Below are 23,753 nucleotides of genomic sequence, written 5' to 3' on the forward strand. Positions count from 1 at the left end.
TATGACTTTGGAGACGCCTTAAAGTGGATCGCCCGACTATTAGCCCTGAGCACATTCAGGAAGCCGCTGAAAACCTAAGCACAATTCGTGATTTTATTCGCTTTGGTGTAACAGCATTACGTCAATACGATGCACACTTAGGGCAAGGTACAGAAGACTATATCGCTGAAAGCTCAGCACTCGTTCTACAAACATTATCTTTAGATTGGAGTGCAAATCCTGAAATCTTAGATTCAAAACTATTACCAAGCGAAAAAGCAGAAGTATTAAGTTTGTTTGAACGCCGTATTAATGAGCGTATGCCAACATCATATTTATTGAATTTGGCTTATTTCGATGGCAAACCTTATTATGTTGATGAGCGTGTACTTATTCCACGTTCACCAATTGCAGAATTAATTCAAAACCGTTTTGCACCTTATTGTTTAGATGAAAATCATCAAGCAAGAGAGGGTGTGAATAATCTTCCTGAAAATGCATCTCCTAAAATGCCACGCCGTATTTTAGATATGTGTACGGGTTCAGGTTGTATTGCAATTGCTTTGGCTTATGCCTTTCCTGAAGCAGAAGTGGATGCAACAGATCTTTCTAAAGAAGCGTTAGAAGTCGCACAAATTAACTGTGAATATCATAATCAACAGTTTAATGTTGCATTGCTCGAGTCAGATTTGTTTGCAAAAATTCCTGCAGAAAACCAATATGATCTTATTGTGTCTAATCCTCCGTATGTAGATGCAGAAGATATGGCAGATTTACCAGATGAATTTCATCATGAACCTGAACTTGCACTTGCAGCAGGTCAAGATGGTCTAGATTTGGTACGTAAAATGTTGGCACAAGCAGCAGATTACTTAACTGAAGATGGCTTAATTGTGATTGAAGTAGGTAACTCTGAATGGGCAATGAAGCAAAACTTCAATACAGTTGATTTTTACTGGTTGCAGTTCCAAAAAGGCGGTTCAGGCATTTTTGCATTAACAGCAGCACAATGTCGTGAGTACCGTGAATTATTTATTCAATCTATCAATTCATAAGGAGTCGTGAAACATGGCAGGTAATAGTATAGGGCAACTGTTCCGTGTAACGACTTGTGGTGAATCTCATGGTGTTGGTCTTATGGCCATTGTTGATGGGGTTCCACCCGGAATTGAACTTTCTGAAGCCGATTTGCAAAAAGATTTAGACCGCCGTAAACCAGGTACGTCGAAGTTTGCAACTCAGCGTAAAGAGCCAGATGAAGTAGAAATTATTTCAGGTGTATTTGAAGGTAAAACGACAGGTACATCGATTGGTTTACTCATTCGCAATACAGATCAAAAATCGAAAGATTATGGCAACATTGCACAAACTTTCCGTCCAGGTCATGCAGATTATACCTATACCCAAAAGTATGGTTTCCGTGATTACCGTGGTGGTGGTCGCTCAAGCGCACGTGAAACAGCAATGCGTGTGGCGGCAGGTGCAATTGCGAAGAAATTTTTATTTGAAAAATTTGGTATTGAAATTCGTGGGCATGTTACTCAAATTGGTACTGAAAAAACTGAAAAATTAGACTGGAATGAAGTTCCAAATAATCCATTTTTCTGTGGCGATGTAGATGCAGTGCCTCGTTTTGAAGCTCTTGTAACATCATTGCGTGAGCAAGGTACAAGTTGTGGTGCGAAGCTAGAGATTGTTGCGACCCAAGTTCCTGTAGGCTGGGGTGAACCTGTATTTGATCGTTTAGATGCAGATATCGCTCATGCCATGATGTCAATTAATGCCGTAAAAGGTGTTGAAATTGGCGATGGCTTTGGTGTTGCAGAACAGTTTGGTCATGAAACACGTGATGAACTTACAACAGATGGTTTCTTGGCAAATCATGCGGGTGGTATTTTAGGTGGTATTTCAAGTGGTCAAGACATTCGTGTTGCGATTGTATTGAAACCAACGGCATCTATTACTACATCTGGTAAAACCATTACCATTGAACGTGAAAATGCGGATGTATTAACCAAAGGTCGTCATGATCCTTGCGTAGGTGTTCGTGCAACGCCAATTGCTGAAGCAATGCTTGCGATTGTATTAATGGATCATTTTATGCGTCATCGTGCACAAAATGCCGATGTGATTGCACCATTTGAACCGATTTAAATTTTGTAAATAAAAAAACCAGACCTCGTGTCTGGTTTTTTAATGATTTTAATTTTTTAGAGTTAAAATCATTAAAAATAAAAAGAGCGCATATGGCGCTCTTTTTATTGGTGAGGATTGATTTTAAGCCAAGAACCAAGTGTAGTAACCCCATAGCATTAAAGGCCATGAGAGGAAAGGGCTAAATAACCATTTCCAAAACCAAAGTCTTGGTATAAAACCAACACCGTGAATAAAGCCACCAGAAATACCAATCATAATCAACATCATGGCACGATGGCTATATTCTCCGTTTGCATCCAACATTGCTGATGGATGCACCAATAAAACTGCTGCAAGTGGCAATGCCAACAAAAATGAAACCGCCATTGCAAATTTATTTGGCTTTTTTTCTGTTGTTGTTACTGTCACTTCAGTCATATTTTATTCCTCATCCAAATCTTGATTGTGTTCAATGTAAAGGGCACTTAATACACCAGCAAAACATGCCATCAAAACACCGAGAATCCAAGCAAAATACCACATAATTTCTTCTCCTAAGCATAGCCTTAGTACAGGCTATGCGTATTGTCTTGAACGTGTTTGTTTGTAATAACGCCCCACATTTTGTAGTAGCACCAAGTTGTGTAGATTAGAATCAATGGAACAAAAATACATGCAGCTACAGTCATAACTGTAAGTGTATTTTTACTTGATACCGCATCCCACATTGTTAAGCTTACTGTTGGGTTAAGACTTGATGGCATTAAGAATGGGAACAATGCAAAACCAGCAGTTAAGATTGCACCAATAATAGCAAGACTTGTACCTAAGAAACTTAAACCAGCTTTTGCTTTACCTGCCGCAGGAATCACAATAAGTGCACCTAAAATTGCAAGAACAGGAGCAATAATCGTAATTGGATAAGTGCTGTAGTTGTTCATCCAACCAGGGTTTGCATTTGTTAATACTTCTTTTGCAAGTGGGTTAGCAACACCATTTGTATCGAAAGGTTGTACTAAAGTGTAGCCTTGGATATTACCGAAGTATAACCATGCACCAGCACCTAAGAAACATACTAGGAATACAATACCCATAATTTGAGTAGCTTTTGCAGAGCGTTTACGTAAGTCACCATCTGTACGAAGCATTAACCAAGAACCACCGTGAGCACATAGCATTGATAAGCTAACTAAGCCACACACAAGTGCAAATGGATTAAGTAAAGCGAAGAAGCTACCTGTATATGTTGAGCGTACAGTTTCATCTAAAGTGAACGGAACGCCTAAGAACATATTACCAAAAGCTACGCCAAATACTAATGCAGGAACAGCGCCACCTACAGCTAGACCCCAGTCCCAAGACGTACGCCATTGAGTGTTTTCGAGCTTAGAGCGGTAGTCAAAGCCTACTGGTCGTAAGAACAGGGCAAACAGTACGAGTAACAGTGCCCAATACATGCCTGAGAACGCAGTTGCATATACCATTGGCCATGCAGCAAATAATGCACCACCTGCTGTAATGAACCAAACTTGGTTACCATCCCAGTGAGGGGCAATTGTATTAATTGCCGCACGACGTTCGTCATCTGTTTTACCTACAAATGGCATAATTGCCATTGAGCCCATATCGAAACCATCTGTTAATGCGAAACCAATAAGTAGAACACCTACTAGTACCCACCAGATTATTTTGAGTAGTTCATATTCGATCATGCTTGAGACTCCTCATTTGCCTTTTTTTCAGCGTCAAGTTTTTCAAAATGGTATTTACCAGTGTGAAGAGAACTTGGTCCGAGGCGAGAGAATTTAATCATTAAATACATTTCAATGATAAGTAATACAGTGTAGAACGATGCCAATGCGATGATAGAGCCCCATACATCACCTGTGCTCAATGAAGATGCAGATAAGTATGTAGGAAGTACTTCACCAATTGTCCATGGTTGACGACCAACTTCTGCAACATACCAACCTGTTTGCGCAGCAATCCAAGGAAGTGGTAGAGAGAATAGGGCGAATTTTAATAACCAAGGTTTGTTTTCAGCATTACGTTTAGCGACAGCGAACGTTGCGAAAGCAAAAAGTACAAGCATTAAGAAGCCAGAAGCAACCATTGCACGGAAAGACCAGAATAAGCTTGGTACATGTGGAATAGTGTCTTTAGCAGCAGATTTAATTTGCTCATCAGAAGCATCTACAACATTTGTTGTATATTTCTTAAGAAGTAAGCCATAACCTAAATCTTTTTGAGAATCCGCAAATGCAGCTTTTAGTTCTTCAGATTGATCGCCAGCACGTAATTTTTCAAGTTGTGCATAAGCAACCATACCATTACGGATACGAGCTTCATGTTGAGTGATTAGCTCTTTAATCCCTATTACTTGAGTATCTGTAGAGCGTGTTGCAATGATACCCATCACATATGGAATTTTAATTGCATAATCCGTACGCATTGTTTCAGTATTTGGGAAGCCAAATAGAGTAAATGCAGCAGGAGCAGGTTCTGTTTCCCATTCAGCTTCAATTGCAGCAAGTTTAGTTTTTTGTACATCGCCAATTTCGTAACCTGATTCATCACCAAGTAAAATTACAGAAAGTGTAGATGCTAAACCAAAGATAGCAGCAATAGCGAAAGAGCGACGTGCAAATGGTAAGTCACGTTTTTTCAATAGGTAGTAACTAGAAATAGCAAGTACAAAAATTGCACCTGTTACATAACCTGCTGAAACTGTATGTACGAACTTAACCTGAGCAACTGGGTTGAAAATTAAGGCACCAAAATCGACCATTTCCATACGCATGGTTTCGTAGTTAAATGCTGAGCCGACTGGGTTTTGCATCCAACCATTTGCAACCAAAATCCATAAAGCAGACATGTTAGATCCAATTGCAACTAACCATGTTACTGCTAAATGTTGTACTTTTGATAAACGATCCCATCCAAAGAAGAATAAACCAATGAATGTAGATTCTAGGAAGAAGGCCATCAAACCTTCAATAGCCAATGGAGCACCAAAAATATCACCTACATAGTGTGAGTAATATGCCCAGTTAGTACCGAACTGGAACTCCATTGTTAAGCCAGTAGTTACCCCAAGCGCGAAGTTAATACCGAATAATTTGCCCCAGAACTTAGTCATGTCTTTGTAAATTTCTTTACCAGAAATCACATACGTGGTTTCCATAATGGCAAGAATAAATGCAAGACCTAAAGTAAGTGGTACAAAAATAAAGTGATACATCGCAGTCATTGCAAACTGGAACCGCGATAAATCGACCACGCTTTCAGTAATCATCAACGTGTCTCCTTAGTTTGGGATGCGTCGCCAGCAATACGCTCGGCAACTTGATTGTCAAAATTTTTGGGAATAGTTGGGGCGTCAAACCAAATATTTTTAATGATAAGTAAAATAGCGACCTTAATAATTAAAATGATTGCTATTTCTCGAGTGATTCTTTTATTCAGATTTTTGGGGACTGAGCTCATATTACTAAGTCTTAAAAATAAACAATATTTGTATTATTAAACATTTAATTTACAAAATAAATAGACTCTTAAGTATAAATATAACTATTTTTTTAATCTTTTTAAAAACAGTAACTTATATTATTGTTGTTTTTTTATTAAACTAACATTTGATTAAATAAAATTCCGACTAAAATGCTTCATTTTAAATAATTTAAAACCAACTAATAAGGTTTGATATAGAATTTTATATAATGTCTTTTATTTTAAATGTTTATTGGTTGGCAAATTAAACCAACTTTTTTACTTGGTTATTTGGTGTTTTTTTTAATGTATATTTTAAAAAAATTAAAATAAATAAAGGTAAAAAATAACGGTGAATAATATCTAAAACTGACAGCACGAAAGGCTTTTAGTACAAAAAACAATCAAATTGTAAGGCGATCTATAATTAAAATATCTAAAGAGTGGTGCTGTAGGTAGAAGCGAAAGTGATGTTTTTTTTGTGTGATTTTTAATAAAATAAATCAGTCGATTTAGAAATTTTTTTGGCAATGTAGTGAGATTTCTTTTTACGAACAATAATGACTTGAGTTTGAAATCCAAGTTCGCCAAATTCAGGTTCGACCTGAATATAATGTAGTTGTCCGAATTGATCACGTATACGTGCTTGCGCAGAAAATCCAGGTCGTGCATGACCACTTGAAATGGTTGCGAGTCGGCCAATCAGGCTAATATTCTGTTTAGAGGTTTTTGGTTTAATGACTTGGTCTAAGCAATGAATCATAAAGACTGTAAAGAACACAGCAATGATTAATGCAGGGAAAATAATGTAGTACGATGGAACAAAAGAATGTATTTTTGCAAAAGCTGCAAATTGAATAAAATAGCCTGCGACACTGAAGTTGAGCAGTAAAAAAATAAAAATAAGTAATTTTGAAAATTTTACATTAATCAGCGGTGATTCTGTTAGGCGTTTAGAGAAGAGGTGATTAAATAGATTACTTGGTTTAAGGTTAATGTAATAACCTAAAGTTTCCGCCATGCTAAGAACAATTAAAATAAATAAACTTAAATGAAAAGGAAATAAGTTCACATTTGTTAAAAAGTTATACATGGCGAAAACCTATAAAATTTATTCTTCAGTTAAGTAAATACCACCATCAGAATGTACTGTTATTTCAACTTTTTCAAGTGACTGACCTTGGCATGGACCAGAAATACATTCACCTGTTTCTACTAAGAATAACGCACCATGTGTAGAACATTCGATGTATTCTTGTTCTCTATCTAGAAATTGATTTTCAAGATATTCAAGTTCAACTTGTAGGTGCGGACATAGGTTTTGGTACGCATAGAATGCACCATCACGTTGTGTCACAAAAATGTTATCTCCGTCAGATGTTTCAAAAGAGCGCGCTTCACGCTCTGGAACATCTTCCATCATGCAAATTCGGTTCATTTAAACAGCTTCCTGATTAAAAGTATTTAGGAGTTCAGCATATTGGTTTACAGCAAGACGCGGACCAAATTGTGAGACAACTTGGCTTGAAACTAATACTGCAATTTCTGCAGCAAATTTTTCACTAAGTCCTGCATTTACAGCATATAAGAAAGATCCTGCAAAAGCATCACCAGCACCATTGGTATCAACCGCAGTAACTTTACGACCTGCAACAGTAAAGGTTTTTTCTTTATTTGAGATTAATGCACCTTTTTCGCTTAGTGTAATGACAACAGACTGACTAAGTAATTTTAATTTAGTCAGTGCTGCATCAATATGATCAGTTTCTGTATACATTAAAGCTTCTTGTTCATTACAGAATAGTAAATCTACACCATCGTCTAGTAGCTCATCTAAGCCTTGACGTGCATATTGAACCATTGCTGGATCTGATAAAGTTAAAGCAATTTTTACGCCATTTGCTTTTGCTATTTCACGTGCTTGTTTTACCGCTAAACGTGCAGTATCACTTGTAGATAAATAGCCTTCGATATACAACCATTTTGCTGTTTTTAATGGTTCAAAATCGATTTGAGCATCGCTTAACTCAGCTGTAATACCGAGGTATGTATGCATAGTACGTTCAGAATCTTCGCTGATTAATACCATGCAAGTGCCTGTAACACCGTTACTAATTGACTTTTTGGTGGTATGAATATTCGCGTCATTTAAACCTTTAAGGTAAATTGAGCCAAGTTCATCATGACCAACACGGCAAGCGTAAAAGGCAGAACCGCCTAATGCACTAAAAGCAACGGTTGTATTTGCAGCAGAACCGCCTGAAGCTTGACCTTTATAGCTTTGAGTTTTGAGTAAGTTGTTGTATAAATTTGCTTGTGTTTCACCATCTGTTAATTGCATAGTGCCTTTTTGCAAATTTTGTTGAGTAAGAAAGTCATCCGAGACTTTGAATTCTTGGTCAATTAATGCATTACCAATTGCAAAAAGATCAACAGTGGTCATATTTTTAATCACGTAAATATTTAAAATGATGAGTTTACACCAATGCTCAAGTTAGCAATAGATTCATGAATAAAATTCAACATATAGCAGTGGTATTGGTTTAAAACGTAGGGTGATTTTGGGAAAAAAGATGAAGATAGAAATTCAAGAAAAGAAGGAATTACCAGAAACAATTATGCAACTTGCGGAACAAGCGAATAAAGAAGGTTTTGAGTTTGTTACGCGCATGATTGAAGAATTTGAAAGTGGTAAAAATCGGTTCGATAAACCTAATGAGTTTTTACTCATGGCTTATGATGATGGAAAATTAATTGCTTGTGGCGGTTTGAATTTACAATGGAATGAACAGGATATTGAAGCACGCATTGGTCGCGTACGTCGTTTTTATGTGTTACCTGAATATCGTAAGCATGGCGTAGGCAAACAGTTGCTTCAATATTTAGAGAAAAAGGCGATTACTAATTTTTCTGCACTTTGTTTAAACACGGAGCTAAAACCAGCTGCGAACTTTTATCAGAAAATGAATTATGTATTTGTAGAAAACCATCCAAACTATAATTATTTCAAATATTTAATTTAGTTTTTAAAAGAGCATTATGAGTAAAATGCTTGTAATGCTCTTTGAGTTTTTTTATTTTATAAAAATAATCAATTTTAGTTGGGTATTCACTCTTTTTGTTGCCCCAAAAAATCAAATTTTAAATACACACTAAAAAACTAGGAATACAGAGATTGTGGCATTCATGGTACTTTTTTTAAGGTATAATCGCCACACTTAAAAAAGCATTAAATTTGGAGATCACATGACTGTAGATGTCACTGAAACTATTTCTCAAACTGTTCATCCAGCGTTTCAGTTGGTACGTCAACACCATGTTGACGCCTTAGACATATTAGTATGTGAATATAAGCACAAAGTAACAGGTGCGGTGCATTATCACTTAGCAACAAGCCATGATGAAAATGTATTTTTGGTTGCATTTCGTACACAACCAATGGATTCAAAAGGCGAAGCGCATATTCTTGAACATACAGCGCTTTGTGGTTCAGAAAAGTTCCCTGTACGTGACCCATTCTTCTTAATGATTCGTCGTTCATTAAACACATTTATGAATGCGTTTACAGCAGCAGATTGGACAGCGTATCCATTTGCAACACAGAATAAAAAAGATTTTCAAAACTTACTTTCTGTCTATTTAGATGCAACTTTTGCAGCAAATTTAAATCCATTAGATTTTGCACAAGAAGGTATTCGTATAGAGCTTGAAAATGGCGAACCTGTTTATAAGGGCGTAGTATTTAATGAAATGAAAGGTGCAATGAGTTCACCTTCAGATCAGTTGTATCACCAATTAGCACATCATTTATTCCCTGAAACAACGTATCACTACAACTCAGGTGGTGATCCTAAAGATATTCCAGACTTAACTTATGATGAGTTGGTTGGTTTCTATAAATCGCATTATCACCCAAGTAATGCGGTGTTTATGACCTTTGGTAATGAGCCTGCGTATAAGCTTCAAGAGCAATTTGAAACTTTAGCTCTGTCAAAATTTGATAAAGGGCAAACGCTTGAGTCTAAGCCTGAAACTCGTTTAACTGCGCCAATTGCGGTAACTGAAACTTATGCGGTAGATGCTGAAGATTTAAAAGATAAGACTTATCACATTATTTCTTGGTTATTGCCAAAGGCAAGTGACATTAAAATTCGTTTAGGCATGCGTCTTGTAGAGGGTATTTTACTTGAAGATTCTGCATCACCATTGCGTCATTATTTAGAAACTTGTGGTTATGCACAATCTACTGGTCCAATTATGGGTGTAGATGATTCTAACTATGAAATGACATTCTTTTGTGGTGTGCAAGGTTCAAACCCTGAACATGCTGAAGAATTCAAAAATGGCGTGTTCCAAATTTTAGAAGATGTGGCATCTAAGCCTGTAAATTCACAAATGGTTGATGCGATTTTGCATCAAATTGAATTGCATCAGCGTGAAATTAATGGTGATGGTATGCCATACGGTTTAAGCCTAATTCTAAACGGTTTAAGCAGCGCAATTCATCATTCAGACCCAGTAGATGTATGGGATGTAGATACTGCCATTGCAAATGTTAAAGAAGAGTTAAAAGACCCTATGTGGTTGTCTAACTTAATTAAAGAACATTTGATTGATAATCCACATCGTGTGCAAATGACTTTAGTGCCTGATGCAACAAAATCTGCAAAAGAAGCGGAAGATGAAAAAGCACGTTTAGCTGCAATTGGTGCCAAACTAACAGAAGCAGATAAAGCTGAAATTATTGCACAAACTGAAGCTTTGAAAGTTCGTCAAGATACTCCAGATGATTTGAATTTATTACCAAAAGTGGGCTTGGAAGATGTACCTGCACAAATGCAGATTGTACAAGGTCAACTACGTGAAATTATTTCAAATCGTTTAGATACACCGTTAAATTTATATCATGCGGGTACAAATGGTATTTATTACAACCAAGTGCTTATTCAAATTCCAGATGACATCGTAAAATCACCATACTTCAATCTAATGTCTATTTTAATGGGTGAAGTAGGTGCAGGTGAGTACGATTATCTAGAATTGCAACAGCTACAAACTGCGGTAAGTGGTGGTTTAGGAATGGGTGCATCTTTACGTTCTAAAGTGGACGATAAAGGTAAAATTACAGCTTGGTTAACTTTAACAACAAAATCGTTAGTGAATAATTTAGAAGCTATTCGCTTATTGAAAGTTGCTTTTGAACAATTACGTTTCGATGAAAAAGATCGTATTATTGAACTTTTACAACAACGTAAAACACGTTGGTCTGCACGTTTGTCGGGTTCTGGTCATAGTTATGCAATGCAAATTGCAGGACGTAACCACAGTGCTTTGGCATTACGTGACTACAATACAACAGGTCTAGGTGCATTAAATTGGTTAGGTGAATTGGTTAGCAAGATCGAGAACGATGAAGCTGCTTATGATCAACTGATTCAAGAGTTAAAAGTCATTCATAACCGTTTATTGAAAGCACGAAAACAGTTCTTATTGGTATGTGAAGAACATCAGTCAGATCGTTTGGTTGAAGAAATTCAAGAAGTTTGGGATAAGTTATCGATTGATCAAGTAGATGCTGAACTTACACAAATTTCTTTTGAAAATAGTGACAATGATGAAGCATGGTTGATTCAAGCCAATGTTCAATTCTGTTCTTCTGCTTATGCTGCTGTTGAAGTATCACATCCTGACGCTGCGCCATTAATGGTTCTTGCTGCATATTTACGTAATGGTTTCTTGCATAGCGCTATTCGTGAAAAAGGTGGTGCTTATGGTGGTGGTGCAAGCTATGACGGCAATGCATGTTCATTCCGTTTCTATAGCTATCGTGATCCACGTTTAGCAGAAACATTCCAAGATTTTGAAGCAAGTGTAGATTGGTTATTTAATACTGAGCAATTACCACATCAGCTAGAAGAAGCAATTCTAGGTCTAATTGCGAGTATGGATAAACCAGGTTCACCTGCGGGTGAAGCAATTACAGCATGTTATTCACTCTTACATGCGCGTACACCAGCATTTAGAGCACAATTACGTGAACGCTTATTGTCTGTTAATTTGGATGATTTAAAGCGTGTTGCAGATGTGTATTTACGTCAACAAAAACCATCTAAAGCTGTGGTTGCGCCTATTGCGAAGCGTGAACAATTGCAAGAGCTTGGTTTTTCAATTAAGCAAGTTAATTAACTTTTGGGGAAGTTTTAATGGCGTTTCAATACAAGCCACTCATTTTAGGTTTAAGTACTGCTGTGCTTGGTTCGGGCTTGCATGCGGCTGACTTAGTTTCACCTGCAAGTGCAGATGCATGTGTGGCATTGCAGTCAAATCCACAGCGATTGGCTTGTTATGATGCGCTATTTAAGGCTCCACAGGCTGAAGCCCATCAGTTTGTTTCAGAGCGTGAAGCTGCGCGTTCTATTTCAACTGAATCTGAAAGTCTTAAACAGAAAATTAAGAACAATGTTGTTGCTGTGGAAGCACCTGCATTTACACCTAACACATCTTTGTTGGATAGTCGTTGGGAGCTTTCACCTGAAAGTAAATTAGGTACATGGCAAGTTCGTGCTTATAAACCTGTTTATGTTTTACCTGCATTTTGGACATCTAAAAAGAATGAACAGCCTGTAAGTAAGAACCCACAAAATGTGGTAAGTACAGACGAGGTTGTTCCATTAGATTCATTGGAAATGAAATATCAACTTTCATTGAAAACAAAAGCGGTTGAAAATCTTTTTGGTGACAATGGTGATGTGTGGTTAGGCTATACGCAGTCATCTCGTTGGCAAATGTATAACGGCGATGAGTCTCGTCCGTTTCGTGAAACCAATTATGAACCTGAAGCAAGTTTAATGTTTCGCACCAATTACGAAATGTTTGGCTTAAATGGTCGCTTATTGGGTGTAACATTCAATCATCAATCAAATGGTCGATCTGATCCTTGGTCACGTAGTTGGAATCGTGTCATGCTCAATGTGGGTTTCGAGCGTGAAAACTTTGCCTTAATGCTTCGTCCTTGGTACCGTATTAAAGAAGATAAAAAAGACGATAACAACCCAGATATTGAAAACTATATTGGTCGTGGTGATTTGACAGCATTTTATCGCTATAAAGACCAAGACTTTAGCTTAATGTTGCGCCATAGTTTGAAAGGTGGAAATGATTCACGTGGTGCAGCTCAGTTTGACTGGAATTTCCCAATTAGCGGTCATTTACGTGGTAAGTTCCAGTTGTTCCATGGTTATGGAGAGAGCTTAATTGACTATAACCATAAGGCAACGTATGTAGGTTTAGGTGTATCGCTTTTAGATTGGTTTTAATTTTTAATATTAATAAAAAGCCACTTTAAAAGTGGCTTTTTATTTTTAATTTGAAACCGTAAAGATAAAATATTAACCAATTTGAATATCTGTTTGAGGGTGTTTAATACGGCTTTTCTTAGGTGTCGCAATTAAATAGGCTAATGTTAAAGGGCCTAATCGACCTGCAAACATTAGAATCATTAAAACAAACAAGCTAGCAGGCTGTAGTTCACCTGTTACACCACGAGATAAACCTACGGTACAAGCAGCGGAAACGGCTTCGAAAAGTAAATCTAAAAAATGATGCTTTGGTTCTATAAGTAGTAAACTAAATAAGCCTAGAAAAATTAAAATGCCTGTAATTGAAACCACAGCAAGTGCTTTAAATGAAGTTGTTTTTGCGACTGAATGATTGAAAACACGTAGTTCTTCTGAGCGTCTTAAAAAAGTAATTACACTCAAAACAACAATAATAAATGTTCCAACTTTAATGCCTCCCGCAGTACTTAAAGAGCCACCACCAATAAACATTAATACCATAGTGACAAGTGTGGATGCATCTTGCATCTTACTGAGTTCTAAACTATTAAAACCCGAAGAGCGAGGAACTGTTGCATGGAACCAAGCATTCAAAGCCTGATCTCCCATACTCATAGGTGCGAGTGTTAATGGGTTGTTGGCTTCAATTGCCCATAAAAGGATAAAGGCAACTAGGTTTAATCCAGCAATTGTGGAAATAATCAGTTTGCTATTAGCTGAAAGTCGTTTCCAGCGTTTGGCACGTTTAATATCCATAAGTACGACAAAACCAATGCCGCCAATAATGTACAACATGCTAATGGTAAAGGTAATAAAGTATTTGTCTGAAAAGCTCATTAAGCTATTGGGGAATAAGGAAAATCCGCCATTATTAAAAGCTGAAACACTATAAAATGCAGCATAAAAAAAGGCTTTGGCAAAGTCGTAATCTTCCATCCATGCAATGGTTAAAATAACTGTACCAATAGACTCAAAAAATAAAGAATAAAGTAATACACCTTTAACGGTGAAAGAAACTTTGGTTAGGCTAGTCTGCCCAATAGTATCTTGTGCCATCACTTGTTGTCTTAAACCAATTTTAGGAGACAAACTTAATGCCGCTAATATGGCAAAGGTCATAAAGCCTAAGCCACCACATTGAATAAGCAACATAATGATTACTTTTCCAAAAACCGTATAGGCTTCACCGACATTTACAACAGAAAGTCCTGTAATGGTAACAGCTGAAGTTGCAGTAAAGAGTGCATCTAACCAAGATAGATCGCCGTGATTAGAAAATGGAAGCTTTAATAATAATGTTCCTAAAATAATAAAGCTGAGAAATCCTAAAGCTAATAAGCTTGGTGGGCTTAAATTAATACTATTATTTTGTTTATTGCGCAGTTGCTTCATAGGAGATGTTCCTATTTTGCAGAAAAGTGTTTAGATAGGCGACGTAAAGGCTCTAAGGCACCTTCAACGATTAATATATCACCATCTTGTAAAATCAAATTAGGATCGATATTGTAATTAATTTCTTGTTCACGCTTATGTAAAATAGCTTTTACTTCAGGCGAGTGTCCCATAATTTGATTAAAACGTGTACCTTGAAGATGGGGAGTAATTTCTACTTTAACCAAATAATGGTCATCATTAAGTGCCATATAGCGGCTAACCATAGGATAGCTTAAACTTTGAGCAACACGAACACCCATATCTTCTTCGGGGTGGATAATTTTACAAATCCCTAAGTGGGTTAAAATCATGTGATGTGCTTTAGATTTTGCTTTTACCCAAATTTTCTCTACACCTAAGTTTTTAAGATGTAATACACATAAAATACTCGCTTCTATGTCTTCACCAATGGCAACAACAACAGCCTCACATTGGGTAATATTGAGTTCATCTAGAACATGCTCATCGGTTGCATCTGCAATGACTGAATGGGTGAGTAAATCGGAAATACTCTCGACGTATTTTTTTTCAATATCAATACCAATCACATCATGTTTTAAATTAACAAGTTCTGTGGCAACTGTTGCGCCAAAACTACCTAATCCAATGACAGCAAACTGCGCCATAATTCTTCCTTAATTTTATCTATAGCTAAGTTTTAGTTGTGGTAAATCTTAGCTGATTTTTATGCTTCACTGTAGATAAAACATGTTAATTATATATGTTGTTTTATAAGTGCTTAGATTAAAAAATATGCCGAATAAGCATAGGCTTAATCGTATATTTAAAGTGAATGATTTTCTACTGTATTAAAAATTGATGAATTTCTTTTGTAAATTTTATAGGTTCGCTAATAAGGGGTGTGTGTCCCGAATTTTTGAAAATAATTTGTTGTGAGTTTTCTACACTTTGCGCAATTAAATTTTGCCCTTGTATGGGGTATAAAGCTGACTGTTTACCGCTAAAAAAGGTTGTTGGACATTTTAAACTTTCAATTGCTTTTCGATAATCTTCATTGTGATATAAGTAATTATCTATATACCAAGTCAAATAATCCAGTCTCTGAATGGGTAAAATATATTTTTGAAGTTTAGGTTTGTTGAGGGCTAATTTAAATAAAAATGGACTAATCTGATTGCTCGATTGAAAAGCAATAAATTCTGCCCACATGCGAATTAATGTATGACGAGATTCTAAGTCTAAACTTTCAATAGAGATAAAATCACGATGCTGATTTAGAAATACCGAAATTTGCGTTAATAAGTGTTTAAATTCAGAATGCCTTTGTCCAAACAATCCATATTGCCATGTTTCATCTACTGTAATTTTAGGTGTTTGGTCGATATGTAAATAACTCGTGAGATATGAAGATAAATCTCCATATTTCATACCATGCATGGCTGTTGTTGCTCCCATTGAATAGCCAATGAGTTTAAATTTTTTAAATTTAGTGTGTTGAATAAGTGTATTTAGGTCTTGCCAATGACTTGAAATCGCATCAATTGAAGGGATGGCACAATTTTTTGACCCACCAAAGCCACGCCAATCTGGAATAATAAAGTGATATTTGTTTTTCAGGGGATATAAAAATGGCAACCATTGCCAACTTTGCATACCTAAACCAGATAATACGAATACAGGCTGACCACGACCAAACTCACGAACATGTAAGTTTTCATGATCTTGCATAGTGTAATAAGGCATTACATCATCCTATTATTGAAACTTGGTTTAGCGCATTTTTAGGTGATTGTTTCTTAATCGTTAAAATTTTTCAGTACGGGAATGACTTCTTCAAGCCAGTCAATCCATCCCATTTCTAAGTTTATACCAAGTTGTAAAATCATTTTATGTATATAGAGTGTGCGATTTTTTGCATCAGTATGACTAAAATCTTTGTCAAAAATAAGTTGATAAGTTGTTAGTTTTTCTTTGTGTAGCACTAAATGTTGTTCAAGTTCGGGTAATACAGTATTTCCACCTAATTGTGCTTCTGCACGTAAGCGAACCATTAGTTCTTCACGCAATTGAGCAGGTTCACTATGTTTGAGCATCCAGTTGGCAAGCTCGGTTCTACCTAATAACTCCACTTGATAGGTTTTACTTCGCCCCATATAGTCTGAATCTTCGAGTGTGGAAATCCAGCCTTTATTGAGCATAGAGTTCAGCTCACGATATATTTGTTGATGTGTTGCATTCCAAAAAAAGCCCATTGAACGGTCGAAACGTCGAGCCAGCTCAATACCAGTACTTGGCTTTTCTAATAAGCTTGTGAGTAAAACATGTGCTAAGGACATACATTTACAACGTGTAATTTTTCATGTGTTTTATTATGCAACATGTTGCATAAAAATCAAATCTCGAATATAAAAGTATGCAACAAGTTGCATTAAGCATAAAAATAGCCAGCATGAAGCTCGCCAAGGAGTATGTATGTCAAGTTTTCCAAATCTGTTAGCACCTCTAGACTTAGGTTTTACAACGCTTAAAAACCGTGTGTTGATGGGTTCTATGCATGTAGGTTTAGAGGAAGTACCTGGTGGTTTTGATCGTATGGCGGCATTTTATGCAGAGCGAGCAAAAGGTGGTGTTGCCTTAATTGTGACAGGAGGGATTTCACCGAATGATGCAGGAGTTACTTTTGCCGGAGGCTCAAAATTAGATACAAAAGATGAAGCTGAAAAACATAAGGTTATTACAAGTGCTGTTCATGAGGCTGGTGGTAAAATTGCAATGCAAATTTTGCATACAGGGCGTTATTCTTATCAAGCTGAAAACGTAGCACCATCAGCTATTCAGGCACCTATCAATCCTGTAAAACCACATGCCTTAACCTCTGCTGAAGTAACTCAAACCATTGATGATTTTGTGAATTGTGCAAAATTAGCACACTATGCTGGTTATGATGGTGTTGAAGTGATGGGCTCGGAAGGTTATTTAATTAATGAGTTTATTGCTGCACGTACCAATCATCGTGATGATGAGTGGGGTGGAAGCTATAAAAATCGTATTCGTCTTCCTATTGAAATAGTAAAAAGAATACGTGAAGAAGTTGGTGAAAACTTCATTATTATTTACCGTCTTTCGATGTTGGATTTAGTTGAAGGTGGCTCAACATTTGAGGAAGTTGTACAACTTGCAAAAGCAATAGAAAAAGCAGGTGCAACTATTATTAACACTGGCATTGGTTGGCATGAAGCTAGAATTCCGACAATTGCCACCAAAGTACCACGAGCTGCTTTTACTTGGGTTACTGAAAAACTTAAAGGCGAAGTTAAAGTTCCGCTTATTACATCAAATCGTATTAATACACCAGAAATGGCAGAACATGTGCTTGCATCAGGACATGCAGATATGATTTCAATGGCACGTCCTATGCTAGCAGATCCGTTTTTTGTAGAAAAAGCTGAACAAGGTCGAAGTGATGAAATCAATACCTGTATTGGTTGTAATCAAGCTTGTTTAGATCATATTTTTTCAATGAAAGTGGCCTCATGTTTGGTTAATCCACGTGCATGTTTTGAAACAGAGCTTATTTTTAAAGAAACAAATCATGTTAAGAATATTGCAGTAATTGGTGCGGGACCTGCAGGTTTAAGCTTTGCAACTTATGCAGCAGATCGTGGTCATAAAGTCACTATTTTTGAAGCATCAAATCAAATTGGTGGTCAATTCAATATTGCGAAAACTGTTCCTGGTAAAGAGGAGTTTTATGAAACATTACGTTATTTCAAACGTAAAATTGAGTTGCAACCGAATATTAGTTTAAAGCTCAATCATCTTGCTACTTATGAAGAACTTGAAAATACAAACTACGATGAAATCGTGGTAGCAACAGGTGTGACACCGCGTCATCTTAATATTGAAGGCATAGAACACTCTAAAGTACTTTCATATATTGATGTCTTAAAACATAAGAAAGATGTAGGAAAAAAAGTTGCGATTATAGGCGCAGGTGGTATTGGGTTTGATACGGCTGAATATTTGTCACATGAAGGTGATAGTGGGAGTTTGAATCCTGAAAAATTCTATGATGAATGGGGAATTGATACGACTTATGCAAATGTTGGTGGTTTAAAATCAGCAAAAGTCGAAGAATCACCACGTGAAATTTACTTATTACAACGTAAGGCGAGCTCTGTAGGTGGTGGATTAGGAAAAACCACAGGTTGGATTCACCGTACAGGTTTAAAACATCGTGATGTGAAAATGATTGCCGGTGCAAGTTACGACAAAATTGACGAGCGTGGTTTGCATATTACAGTGAATGATCATCCAACTGTTTTAGATGTCGATAATATTGTGATATGTGCAGGGCAAGAATCATATGCCGCAATGTACGATCAACTTAAAGCGATAGGTAAAAGTGTTCACTTAATTGGTGGTGCAAAAGAAGCGGGTGAATTAGACGCAAAACGTGCAATTCGACAAGGTGCTGAATTAGCAGCGATCATTTAAAGCGTTTAGGTAAGAAGGGGGAAACCTCTTCTTACTGATGTTTTAGTTGAGTTTTTTTATAGTTTTAAAATAAAAAAGGATGTTTAAAAATGACAATTCAGACAACAAAAATGGCGATAGCACGTTGGCATGAAATGCTAGAAAAGCGAGATATGAGTGTGTTGAATGATTTGCTTGATGATGAGGTCGTGTTCAGATCGCCAGTGGCTTATAGCCCTTATTCTGGAAAGCTAATTGTGTTTTTTATATTAAGTAATGTTATTCAAGTATTTGAAAACTTTACTTATCATCGAGAGTTTTTTAGTGAGGATGGTTTGAGTGCTGTGCTTGAATTTTCAGCAAATATTGGTGAAAAGAAACTAAAAGGTATCGATATGATCCAGTTTAATGAACATGGGAAAATTGTAGATTTTGAGGTTATGATCCGACCGAAAAGTGGATTGGAGGCTTTGGCTGTTTTGATGGGGCAACGCATGCAAAGTATGATGTAATTTTGCATTATGTTCTGTAATAGGCATGCTTTTTGAACATAAATTTAAATGGGATTGTTGTAGATCAATCATATGAAATTGATTTTGAAAAAAGCTCGAAAAGTATCTTTAAAAGTATTGGATAAAGTAACAGGGGCGGAAGTTCCTAAACTTTATTATAAATCTGATGGTTATTTAAAGAATGTTCTTGAACAATTACCTCAGTTATCTAAAAAATATAGACCAACGCCTTGGTTAAGTAATACACATGCACATTTATTATATTTTGATGTAATTAAAAAACGATTTGTTCATCTTGAATATGATTTAGTTGAACAAATGAGTATGAAAGATGGAGGAGTTACAGGAATTGCATGGTATGGATTGGATTTACCATCCAATGCTCCAACAATTGTTGTAATGCATACCATTACAGGTACGCCTGAAAGTATGCGTGAATTAATCCGTGATTTGCATAAATACACAGGTTGGCGTATTGCATTGTGTTTACGCCGTGGGCATGCAGGTTTACCATTATCTGTTCCGCAAATGAACTTATTTGGTTCAACTACAGATTTAAAAGAGCAGATCTTACACATTCAAAAAAAGTATCCGCAATCAAATTTATATGGTGTTGGTTCTTCGGCTGGAACAGGATTACTTGTTCGTTATTTAGGGGAAGTGGGTGATCAGACTCCATTCAAAGCAGCATTTGCTTTGTGTCCGGGCTATAACACAGAGTTGGGTTTTGTAAATATTCATCCTGTTTATAGCAAGATCATGACTAAAAAGTTATTTAAAAATTTCATTGTGCCATATCGTGAAACATGGAAAGCGACAGAATCGGTTGCTAATGTTTTGAAGTCAAAAAATTTGGCTGAGTTTGAGCGTTGTTATTATGAGTTAGCAGGTTATAACAGTTATGCTGACTATTGTTTGGCAACCAATCCTATTTATGTTTTTGAAAATGTTAAAGTTCCGCTGCTGATTCTAAATGCAGAAGATGACCCTATCTGTCATATTAAAAATTTTTATCCCTATGAAAAAACGATTCAATTAATGGATTATGTCGCAGTGGTTACCACCAAAAAAGGAAGTCATTGCGGATTTTATGAAGGGATAAATACACGCTCTTGGGCGGCAAAATTAATAGCAGATTTCTTGCAAAAATATAATTAATGTAAAAAAGACTAGCTTTTGCTAGTCTTTTTTATTGAATTTAGGTTGTTTTATATCATTACAACTTAGTTCTCTAAAGCAGGAGTAGCCGCTGCAATTGCTGCTGCAACAGCATCATCTTCAGACTGTGAGCCTGAAGTGTGGTTTGCTTTAGGTTGAGTTGGTTTATCTTCAACTTTAGGTGTTACAGGTGTGTCGTTTGCCGTTTCAGAAGCTTGAGTTGATTCAGTTTCTTGAACAGAGCGACGGATTTCAGTTGTTGTATTTTCAGTTTCAATACGTTCAATCTGAATAGACTCTTGTTCTGGTAAAGTTGTTTCTACACTCGGTTGTTCTAGTGGTTGAAGATTTACAGGTTCAGATGATGCTACATCAGTTTGATCTTCTTCTTTAGGCGCTTCTTTTTTTACGCATGCTGTTAATAATAAGCCTGTAGCAATTGCCGCACAAATTAAAAGTTTTTTATTCATAATGGTAAAAATAGTAGCTTGAATGGATTTTGTTATTATAACAGTAAATTAAAATATGAAAATCCTATAAATGAAAGGAATAACACAATCTAAAAAGTGATTATAAATTGATCAATTGTCAAATGATCGAAGAATAGATGCGGAATGACTTTGCTTTATGGGTACAAGGTAAAGTAAAATCGCACAACATTGTTAGCCGATTTAGGCTCGTCTGTATGAGAAATCCAATGACCCATTTTATTTTCGTTACTGGTGGTGTTGTATCATCACTAGGTAAAGGTATTTCAGCTGCTTCAGTTGCTGCACTTTTAGAAGCTCGTGGTTTAAAAGTAACCATGGTCAAAATGGATCCATACATTAATGTCGATCCAGGGACAATGAGCCCATTCCAGCATGGTGAAGTTTTTGTCACAGAGGATGGTGCTGAAACTGATTTAGACTTAGGTTATTACGAGCGTTTCTTACGTCGTGCGAAGATGACAAAGTTAAACAACTTTACATCTGGTCGTGTATATCAAGACGTATTAAATAAAGAACGCCGTGGTGATTACTTAGGTGGAACAGTTCAAGTTATTCCACATATTACGGATAATATTAAAGAACGTGTTCTTCGCGCAGGCGAAGGTTACGATGTTGCAATTGTAGAAATTGGTGGGACAGTAGGTGATATCGAATCACTTCCATTTATGGAATCTGTACGTCAATTGATGGTTGAGCTTGGTCATAAGCGCACAATGTTAATGCATTTAACATTGCTTCCATATATCAAATCTGCAGCAGAACTTAAAACAAAACCAACTCAGCATTCTGTTAAAGAATTGCTTTCTATTGGTATTCAGCCAGATATCTTAATCTGTCGTACAGAATACGATGTAGATGCTGACACAACACGTAAAATTGCACTATTTACAAACGTAGAAGCACGTGCCGTAGTTGTATGTAAAGATGCACGTACAATTTATCAAATTCCACGTACGTTCTATGAACAAAATGTTGATGATTTAATTTGTGAGCGTTTTGGCTTTAACGATCTTCCAGAAGCAGATTTAACTGACTGGGATAACGTAGTAGAAGCACTTTTAAACCCTGAATACACAGTGCGTGTTGCAATGGTTGGTAAATATGTTGAACTTCCAGATGCTTATAAATCTGTAAACGAAGCACTTTTACACGCAGGCGTTAAAAACCGCGTTAAAGTTCAAATTGACTACGTTAATGCTGAAGAGCTTGAAAGCCAAGATGTTGCAGAAGTATTAAAAGATGCTGACGCGATCTTAGTTCCAGGCGGTTTTGGTGAGCGCGGTACTGAAGGCAAAATGAAAGCAATTCAATTTGCTCGCGAAAACAAAGTACCATTCTTAGGTATTTGTTTAGGCATGCAATTGGCTGTAATTGAATATGCACGTAATGTTGCTGGTATTACAGATGCGACATCTACAGAGTTTAACCGTTCAACTAAATCTCCATTGATCGGTTTAATTACTGAATGGTTAGATGAACGTGGTGAAGTGCAACAACGTAATGCAGATTCTGACCTTGGCGGTACAATGCGTCTTGGTGCACAGAAGTCTGAATTGGTTGCGGGTACTAAAACTGCTGAAGTGTATGGCTCTGATGAAATTATCGAACGTCATCGTCACCGTTATGAAATGAATAATCGTTTTATTCCTGTTCTTGAAGAAAAAGGAATGAAAATTTCTGGTTATTCACCAGTACAGCGTTTAGTTGAAACTGTTGAAATTCCTGCTCATCCTTGGTTTATCGCTGTACAATTCCATCCAGAATTTACAAGTTCACCACGTGATGGACATCCATTATTTGCAAGCTTTATTGATGCTGCTAAACAGCAATACAACAAAGCTAAATAATTGGATTTTGAGAACAAACTAGGGAAGTTTAAATGTCAGTATTAAAACCACAAGAAATAATAACCCTTGGCGATATACAAATGGCGAATCATTTACCATTTGTATTATTTGGCGGAATGAACGTACTTGAGTCAAAAGACTTAGCTTTTGAAATTGCTGAGACTTATGTTGATATTTGTACACGTTTAGGAATTCCTTACGTGTTCAAAGCAAGTTTTGATAAAGCCAATCGTTCAAGCTTAAACTCTTTTCGTGGTCCAGGCCTAGAAAAAGGGATCGAGTGGTTAGCTGACATTAAAAAACACTTCAATGTACCAATCATTACAGATGTACATGAACCTTACCAAGCTGCTCCTGTTGCGGAAGTTGCAGATATTATTCAACTTCCTGCATTTTTAAGTCGCCAAACTGACTTAGTTGAAGCAATGGCAAAAACTCAAGCCATTATCAACATTAAAAAAGCACAGTTCCTTGCTCCACATGAAATGCGCCATATTTTGCATAAGTGTTTAGAAGCAGGAAATGACAAACTCATTATTTGTGAGCGTGGTTCAGCATTTGGTTACAACAATTTAGTTGTAGATATGCTTGGTTTCGACACAATGAAAGAAATGAATGTTCCTGTGTTCTTTGATGTGACTCATGCACTTCAAACTCCAGGCGGTCGTGCAGATTCTGCAGGTGGTCGTCGTGCGCAAATTACAACGCTTGCGCGTGCGGGAATGGCAACAGGTTTGGCTGGTTTGTTCTTAGAAGCTCATCCAGATCCTGAAAAAGCGAAGTGTGATGGTCCATGTGCGTTGCGTTTATCGCAGCTTGAACCATTCTTAGCTCAGCTTAAAGAATTAGATACTTTAGTAAAAGGCTTTAAAAAGCTAGATACTCATTAATTAGATACATAATGATGCCTTCTAAAGCATCGTGTTATTAATC

The 23,753-nt window shown here is 36.7% G+C and carries 23 protein-coding genes; 10 read left to right on the forward strand and 13 right to left on the reverse strand.

Translation table 11 applies throughout. The features are described from left to right. Positions 1 to 23: 23 nt before the first annotated feature. Positions 24 to 1,034 (forward strand): 50S ribosomal protein L3 N(5)-glutamine methyltransferase, encoded by a 1,011-nt coding sequence (gene prmB / locus AC5YC8_RS06265; RefSeq protein WP_496120290.1) that lies wholly within the window; start codon positions 24 to 26, stop codon positions 1,032 to 1,034. Positions 1,035 to 1,047: 13 nt separating this feature from the next. Next, complete coding sequence (gene aroC, locus AC5YC8_RS06270) at positions 1,048 to 2,133, forward strand: chorismate synthase (RefSeq protein WP_496163945.1); 1,086 nt, start codon at positions 1,048 to 1,050, stop codon at positions 2,131 to 2,133. A gap of 123 nt (positions 2,134 to 2,256) precedes the next feature. Here aroC and AC5YC8_RS06275 read toward each other — a convergent pair whose 3' ends face one another. The 8 genes from AC5YC8_RS06275 to AC5YC8_RS06310 all read right to left on the reverse strand — a co-directional run bounded on the left by AC5YC8_RS06275 (position 2,257) and on the right by AC5YC8_RS06310 (position 8,047). Then, positions 2,257 to 2,553, reverse strand: coding sequence for a cyd operon YbgE family protein (locus tag AC5YC8_RS06275; RefSeq protein WP_496120568.1), 297 nt, complete (start codon positions 2,551 to 2,553; stop codon positions 2,257 to 2,259). A gap of 3 nt (positions 2,554 to 2,556) precedes the next feature. Next, complete coding sequence (gene cydX, locus AC5YC8_RS06280) at positions 2,557 to 2,658, reverse strand: cytochrome bd-I oxidase subunit CydX (protein ID WP_152873080.1); 102 nt, start codon at positions 2,656 to 2,658, stop codon at positions 2,557 to 2,559. 23 nt (positions 2,659 to 2,681) lie between these two features. Then, complete coding sequence (gene cydB, locus AC5YC8_RS06285) at positions 2,682 to 3,827, reverse strand: cytochrome d ubiquinol oxidase subunit II (protein WP_496120566.1); 1,146 nt, start codon at positions 3,825 to 3,827, stop codon at positions 2,682 to 2,684. Then, positions 3,824 to 5,410 (reverse strand): cytochrome ubiquinol oxidase subunit I, encoded by a 1,587-nt coding sequence (locus tag AC5YC8_RS06290; protein ID WP_496120564.1) that lies wholly within the window; start codon positions 5,408 to 5,410, stop codon positions 3,824 to 3,826. Before AC5YC8_RS06290 ends, cydB begins: the two co-directional genes overlap by 4 nt. After that, complete coding sequence (cydP, locus tag AC5YC8_RS06295; RefSeq protein ID WP_496120562.1) at positions 5,410 to 5,601, reverse strand: cytochrome oxidase putative small subunit CydP; 192 nt, start codon at positions 5,599 to 5,601, stop codon at positions 5,410 to 5,412. The genes AC5YC8_RS06290 and cydP overlap by 1 nt, the downstream gene beginning before the upstream one ends. Before the next feature lie 493 nt (positions 5,602 to 6,094). Continuing rightward, the gene (locus AC5YC8_RS06300) at positions 6,095 to 6,697 is read right to left on the reverse strand and encodes an OB-fold-containig protein (protein ID WP_496163946.1); all 603 of its coding nucleotides are present in this window, start codon (positions 6,695 to 6,697) and stop codon (positions 6,095 to 6,097) included. 18 nt (positions 6,698 to 6,715) lie between these two features. Continuing rightward, positions 6,716 to 7,027 carry a Rieske (2Fe-2S) protein gene (locus AC5YC8_RS06305; protein WP_496118049.1) on the reverse strand — a complete coding sequence of 104 codons (312 nt, stop codon included), beginning with the start codon at positions 7,025 to 7,027 and terminating at the stop codon, positions 6,716 to 6,718. Between the two features lie 15 nt (positions 7,028 to 7,042). After that, on the reverse strand, positions 7,043 to 8,047 hold the full coding sequence (locus AC5YC8_RS06310; RefSeq protein ID WP_496163947.1) for an adenosine kinase: 1,005 nt from the start codon (positions 8,045 to 8,047) through the stop codon (positions 7,043 to 7,045). A 130-nt stretch (positions 8,048 to 8,177) separates the two neighbouring features. Here AC5YC8_RS06310 and AC5YC8_RS06315 point away from each other — a divergent pair, with 130 nt between their 5' ends. From AC5YC8_RS06315 to AC5YC8_RS06325, 3 genes are all read left to right on the forward strand, one after another. Next, the gene (locus AC5YC8_RS06315; protein WP_496118036.1) at positions 8,178 to 8,627 is read left to right on the forward strand and encodes a GNAT family N-acetyltransferase; all 450 of its coding nucleotides are present in this window, start codon (positions 8,178 to 8,180) and stop codon (positions 8,625 to 8,627) included. Positions 8,628 to 8,850: 223 nt separating this feature from the next. Next, positions 8,851 to 11,790 (forward strand): insulinase family protein, encoded by a 2,940-nt coding sequence (locus tag AC5YC8_RS06320; RefSeq protein ID WP_496163948.1) that lies wholly within the window; start codon positions 8,851 to 8,853, stop codon positions 11,788 to 11,790. Between the two features lie 17 nt (positions 11,791 to 11,807). Continuing rightward, on the forward strand, positions 11,808 to 12,920 hold the full coding sequence (locus tag AC5YC8_RS06325; protein ID WP_496163949.1) for a phospholipase A: 1,113 nt from the start codon (positions 11,808 to 11,810) through the stop codon (positions 12,918 to 12,920). Between the two features lie 72 nt (positions 12,921 to 12,992). Here the strand turns inward: AC5YC8_RS06325 and AC5YC8_RS06330 are convergent, their stop codons facing one another. The 4 genes from AC5YC8_RS06330 to AC5YC8_RS06345 form a co-directional block, all read right to left on the reverse strand. Further along, entirely contained in the window at positions 12,993 to 14,333 is a 1,341-nt protein-coding gene (locus AC5YC8_RS06330; RefSeq protein WP_496118030.1) for a TrkH family potassium uptake protein, read from the reverse strand. Positions 14,334 to 14,344: 11 nt separating this feature from the next. Next, on the reverse strand, positions 14,345 to 15,001 hold the full coding sequence (locus AC5YC8_RS06335; RefSeq protein ID WP_496118028.1) for a potassium channel family protein: 657 nt from the start codon (positions 14,999 to 15,001) through the stop codon (positions 14,345 to 14,347). A gap of 175 nt (positions 15,002 to 15,176) precedes the next feature. Continuing rightward, positions 15,177 to 16,079, reverse strand: a complete 903-nt coding sequence (locus tag AC5YC8_RS06340) for an alpha/beta fold hydrolase (RefSeq protein WP_496163950.1) — start codon at positions 16,077 to 16,079, stop codon at positions 15,177 to 15,179. A 53-nt stretch (positions 16,080 to 16,132) separates the two neighbouring features. Further along, positions 16,133 to 16,672: a PadR family transcriptional regulator gene (locus tag AC5YC8_RS06345; RefSeq protein WP_496163951.1), complete on the reverse strand. Its 540-nt coding sequence runs from the start codon at positions 16,670 to 16,672 to the stop codon at positions 16,133 to 16,135. Between the two features lie 136 nt (positions 16,673 to 16,808). On the opposite strand from AC5YC8_RS06345, the gene AC5YC8_RS06350 reads away from it, so the two are divergent. The 3 genes from AC5YC8_RS06350 to AC5YC8_RS06360 all read left to right on the forward strand — a co-directional run bounded on the left by AC5YC8_RS06350 (position 16,809) and on the right by AC5YC8_RS06360 (position 20,482). Then, on the forward strand, positions 16,809 to 18,833 hold the full coding sequence (locus tag AC5YC8_RS06350; RefSeq protein WP_496163952.1) for a 2,4-dienoyl-CoA reductase FMN-binding domain-containing protein: 2,025 nt from the start codon (positions 16,809 to 16,811) through the stop codon (positions 18,831 to 18,833). 89 nt (positions 18,834 to 18,922) lie between these two features. After that, the gene (locus AC5YC8_RS06355; RefSeq protein ID WP_496163953.1) at positions 18,923 to 19,324 is read left to right on the forward strand and encodes a nuclear transport factor 2 family protein; all 402 of its coding nucleotides are present in this window, start codon (positions 18,923 to 18,925) and stop codon (positions 19,322 to 19,324) included. Positions 19,325 to 19,396: 72 nt separating this feature from the next. After that, positions 19,397 to 20,482 carry a YheT family hydrolase gene (locus AC5YC8_RS06360; protein ID WP_496163954.1) on the forward strand — a complete coding sequence of 362 codons (1,086 nt, stop codon included), beginning with the start codon at positions 19,397 to 19,399 and terminating at the stop codon, positions 20,480 to 20,482. A 65-nt stretch (positions 20,483 to 20,547) separates the two neighbouring features. Here the strand turns inward: AC5YC8_RS06360 and AC5YC8_RS06365 are convergent, their stop codons facing one another. Then, complete coding sequence (locus AC5YC8_RS06365; protein ID WP_496163955.1) at positions 20,548 to 20,952, reverse strand: internalin; 405 nt, start codon at positions 20,950 to 20,952, stop codon at positions 20,548 to 20,550. Positions 20,953 to 21,179: 227 nt separating this feature from the next. Between AC5YC8_RS06365 and pyrG the strand changes: the two genes are divergently transcribed. Both pyrG and kdsA read left to right on the forward strand, forming a co-directional pair. Then, a complete protein-coding gene (pyrG, locus tag AC5YC8_RS06370; RefSeq protein ID WP_496118016.1) occupies positions 21,180 to 22,820 on the forward strand; it encodes a CTP synthase in 1,641 nt (546 codons plus the stop codon). Positions 22,821 to 22,852: 32 nt separating this feature from the next. After that, entirely contained in the window at positions 22,853 to 23,710 is an 858-nt protein-coding gene (kdsA, locus tag AC5YC8_RS06375; RefSeq protein WP_496163956.1) for a 3-deoxy-8-phosphooctulonate synthase, read from the forward strand. The last annotated feature ends 43 nt before the right edge of the window (positions 23,711 to 23,753 follow it).

Source organism: Acinetobacter sp. FY731, assembly GCF_059515905.1.

Excerpts from the sequence above, each read along its gene's own strand:
- pyrG (WP_496118016.1), top strand. The coding sequence starts at position 21,180 with ATGACCCATTTTATTTTCGTTACTGGTGGTGTTGTATCATCACTAGGT.
- AC5YC8_RS06325 (WP_496163949.1), top strand. The coding sequence starts at position 11,808 with ATGGCGTTTCAATACAAGCCACTCATTTTAGGTTTAAGTACTGCTGTG.
- AC5YC8_RS06290 (WP_496120564.1), bottom strand. The coding sequence starts at position 5,410 with ATGATTACTGAAAGCGTGGTCGATTTATCGCGGTTCCAGTTTGCAATG.
- AC5YC8_RS06305 (WP_496118049.1), bottom strand. The coding sequence starts at position 7,027 with ATGATGGAAGATGTTCCAGAGCGTGAAGCGCGCTCTTTTGAAACATCT.
- AC5YC8_RS06310 (WP_496163947.1), bottom strand. The coding sequence starts at position 8,047 with ATGACCACTGTTGATCTTTTTGCAATTGGTAATGCATTAATTGACCAA.
- cydB (WP_496120566.1), bottom strand. The coding sequence starts at position 3,827 with ATGATCGAATATGAACTACTCAAAATAATCTGGTGGGTACTAGTAGGT.
- AC5YC8_RS06345 (WP_496163951.1), bottom strand. The coding sequence starts at position 16,672 with ATGTCCTTAGCACATGTTTTACTCACAAGCTTATTAGAAAAGCCAAGT.
- AC5YC8_RS06355 (WP_496163953.1), top strand. The coding sequence starts at position 18,923 with ATGACAATTCAGACAACAAAAATGGCGATAGCACGTTGGCATGAAATG.
- AC5YC8_RS06315 (WP_496118036.1), top strand. The coding sequence starts at position 8,178 with ATGAAGATAGAAATTCAAGAAAAGAAGGAATTACCAGAAACAATTATG.
- AC5YC8_RS06335 (WP_496118028.1), bottom strand. The coding sequence starts at position 15,001 with ATGGCGCAGTTTGCTGTCATTGGATTAGGTAGTTTTGGCGCAACAGTT.
- cydP (WP_496120562.1), bottom strand. The coding sequence starts at position 5,601 with ATGAGCTCAGTCCCCAAAAATCTGAATAAAAGAATCACTCGAGAAATA.
- AC5YC8_RS06275 (WP_496120568.1), bottom strand. The coding sequence starts at position 2,553 with ATGACTGAAGTGACAGTAACAACAACAGAAAAAAAGCCAAATAAATTT.
- AC5YC8_RS06340 (WP_496163950.1), bottom strand. The coding sequence starts at position 16,079 with ATGCCTTATTACACTATGCAAGATCATGAAAACTTACATGTTCGTGAG.
- cydX (WP_152873080.1), bottom strand. The coding sequence starts at position 2,658 with ATGTGGTATTTTGCTTGGATTCTCGGTGTTTTGATGGCATGTTTTGCT.
- aroC (WP_496163945.1), top strand. The coding sequence starts at position 1,048 with ATGGCAGGTAATAGTATAGGGCAACTGTTCCGTGTAACGACTTGTGGT.
- AC5YC8_RS06365 (WP_496163955.1), bottom strand. The coding sequence starts at position 20,952 with ATGAATAAAAAACTTTTAATTTGTGCGGCAATTGCTACAGGCTTATTA.
- AC5YC8_RS06300 (WP_496163946.1), bottom strand. The coding sequence starts at position 6,697 with ATGTATAACTTTTTAACAAATGTGAACTTATTTCCTTTTCATTTAAGT.
- AC5YC8_RS06320 (WP_496163948.1), top strand. The coding sequence starts at position 8,851 with ATGACTGTAGATGTCACTGAAACTATTTCTCAAACTGTTCATCCAGCG.
- AC5YC8_RS06330 (WP_496118030.1), bottom strand. The coding sequence starts at position 14,333 with ATGAAGCAACTGCGCAATAAACAAAATAATAGTATTAATTTAAGCCCA.
- AC5YC8_RS06360 (WP_496163954.1), top strand. The coding sequence starts at position 19,397 with ATGAAATTGATTTTGAAAAAAGCTCGAAAAGTATCTTTAAAAGTATTG.
- AC5YC8_RS06350 (WP_496163952.1), top strand. The coding sequence starts at position 16,809 with ATGTCAAGTTTTCCAAATCTGTTAGCACCTCTAGACTTAGGTTTTACA.
- kdsA (WP_496163956.1), top strand. The coding sequence starts at position 22,853 with ATGTCAGTATTAAAACCACAAGAAATAATAACCCTTGGCGATATACAA.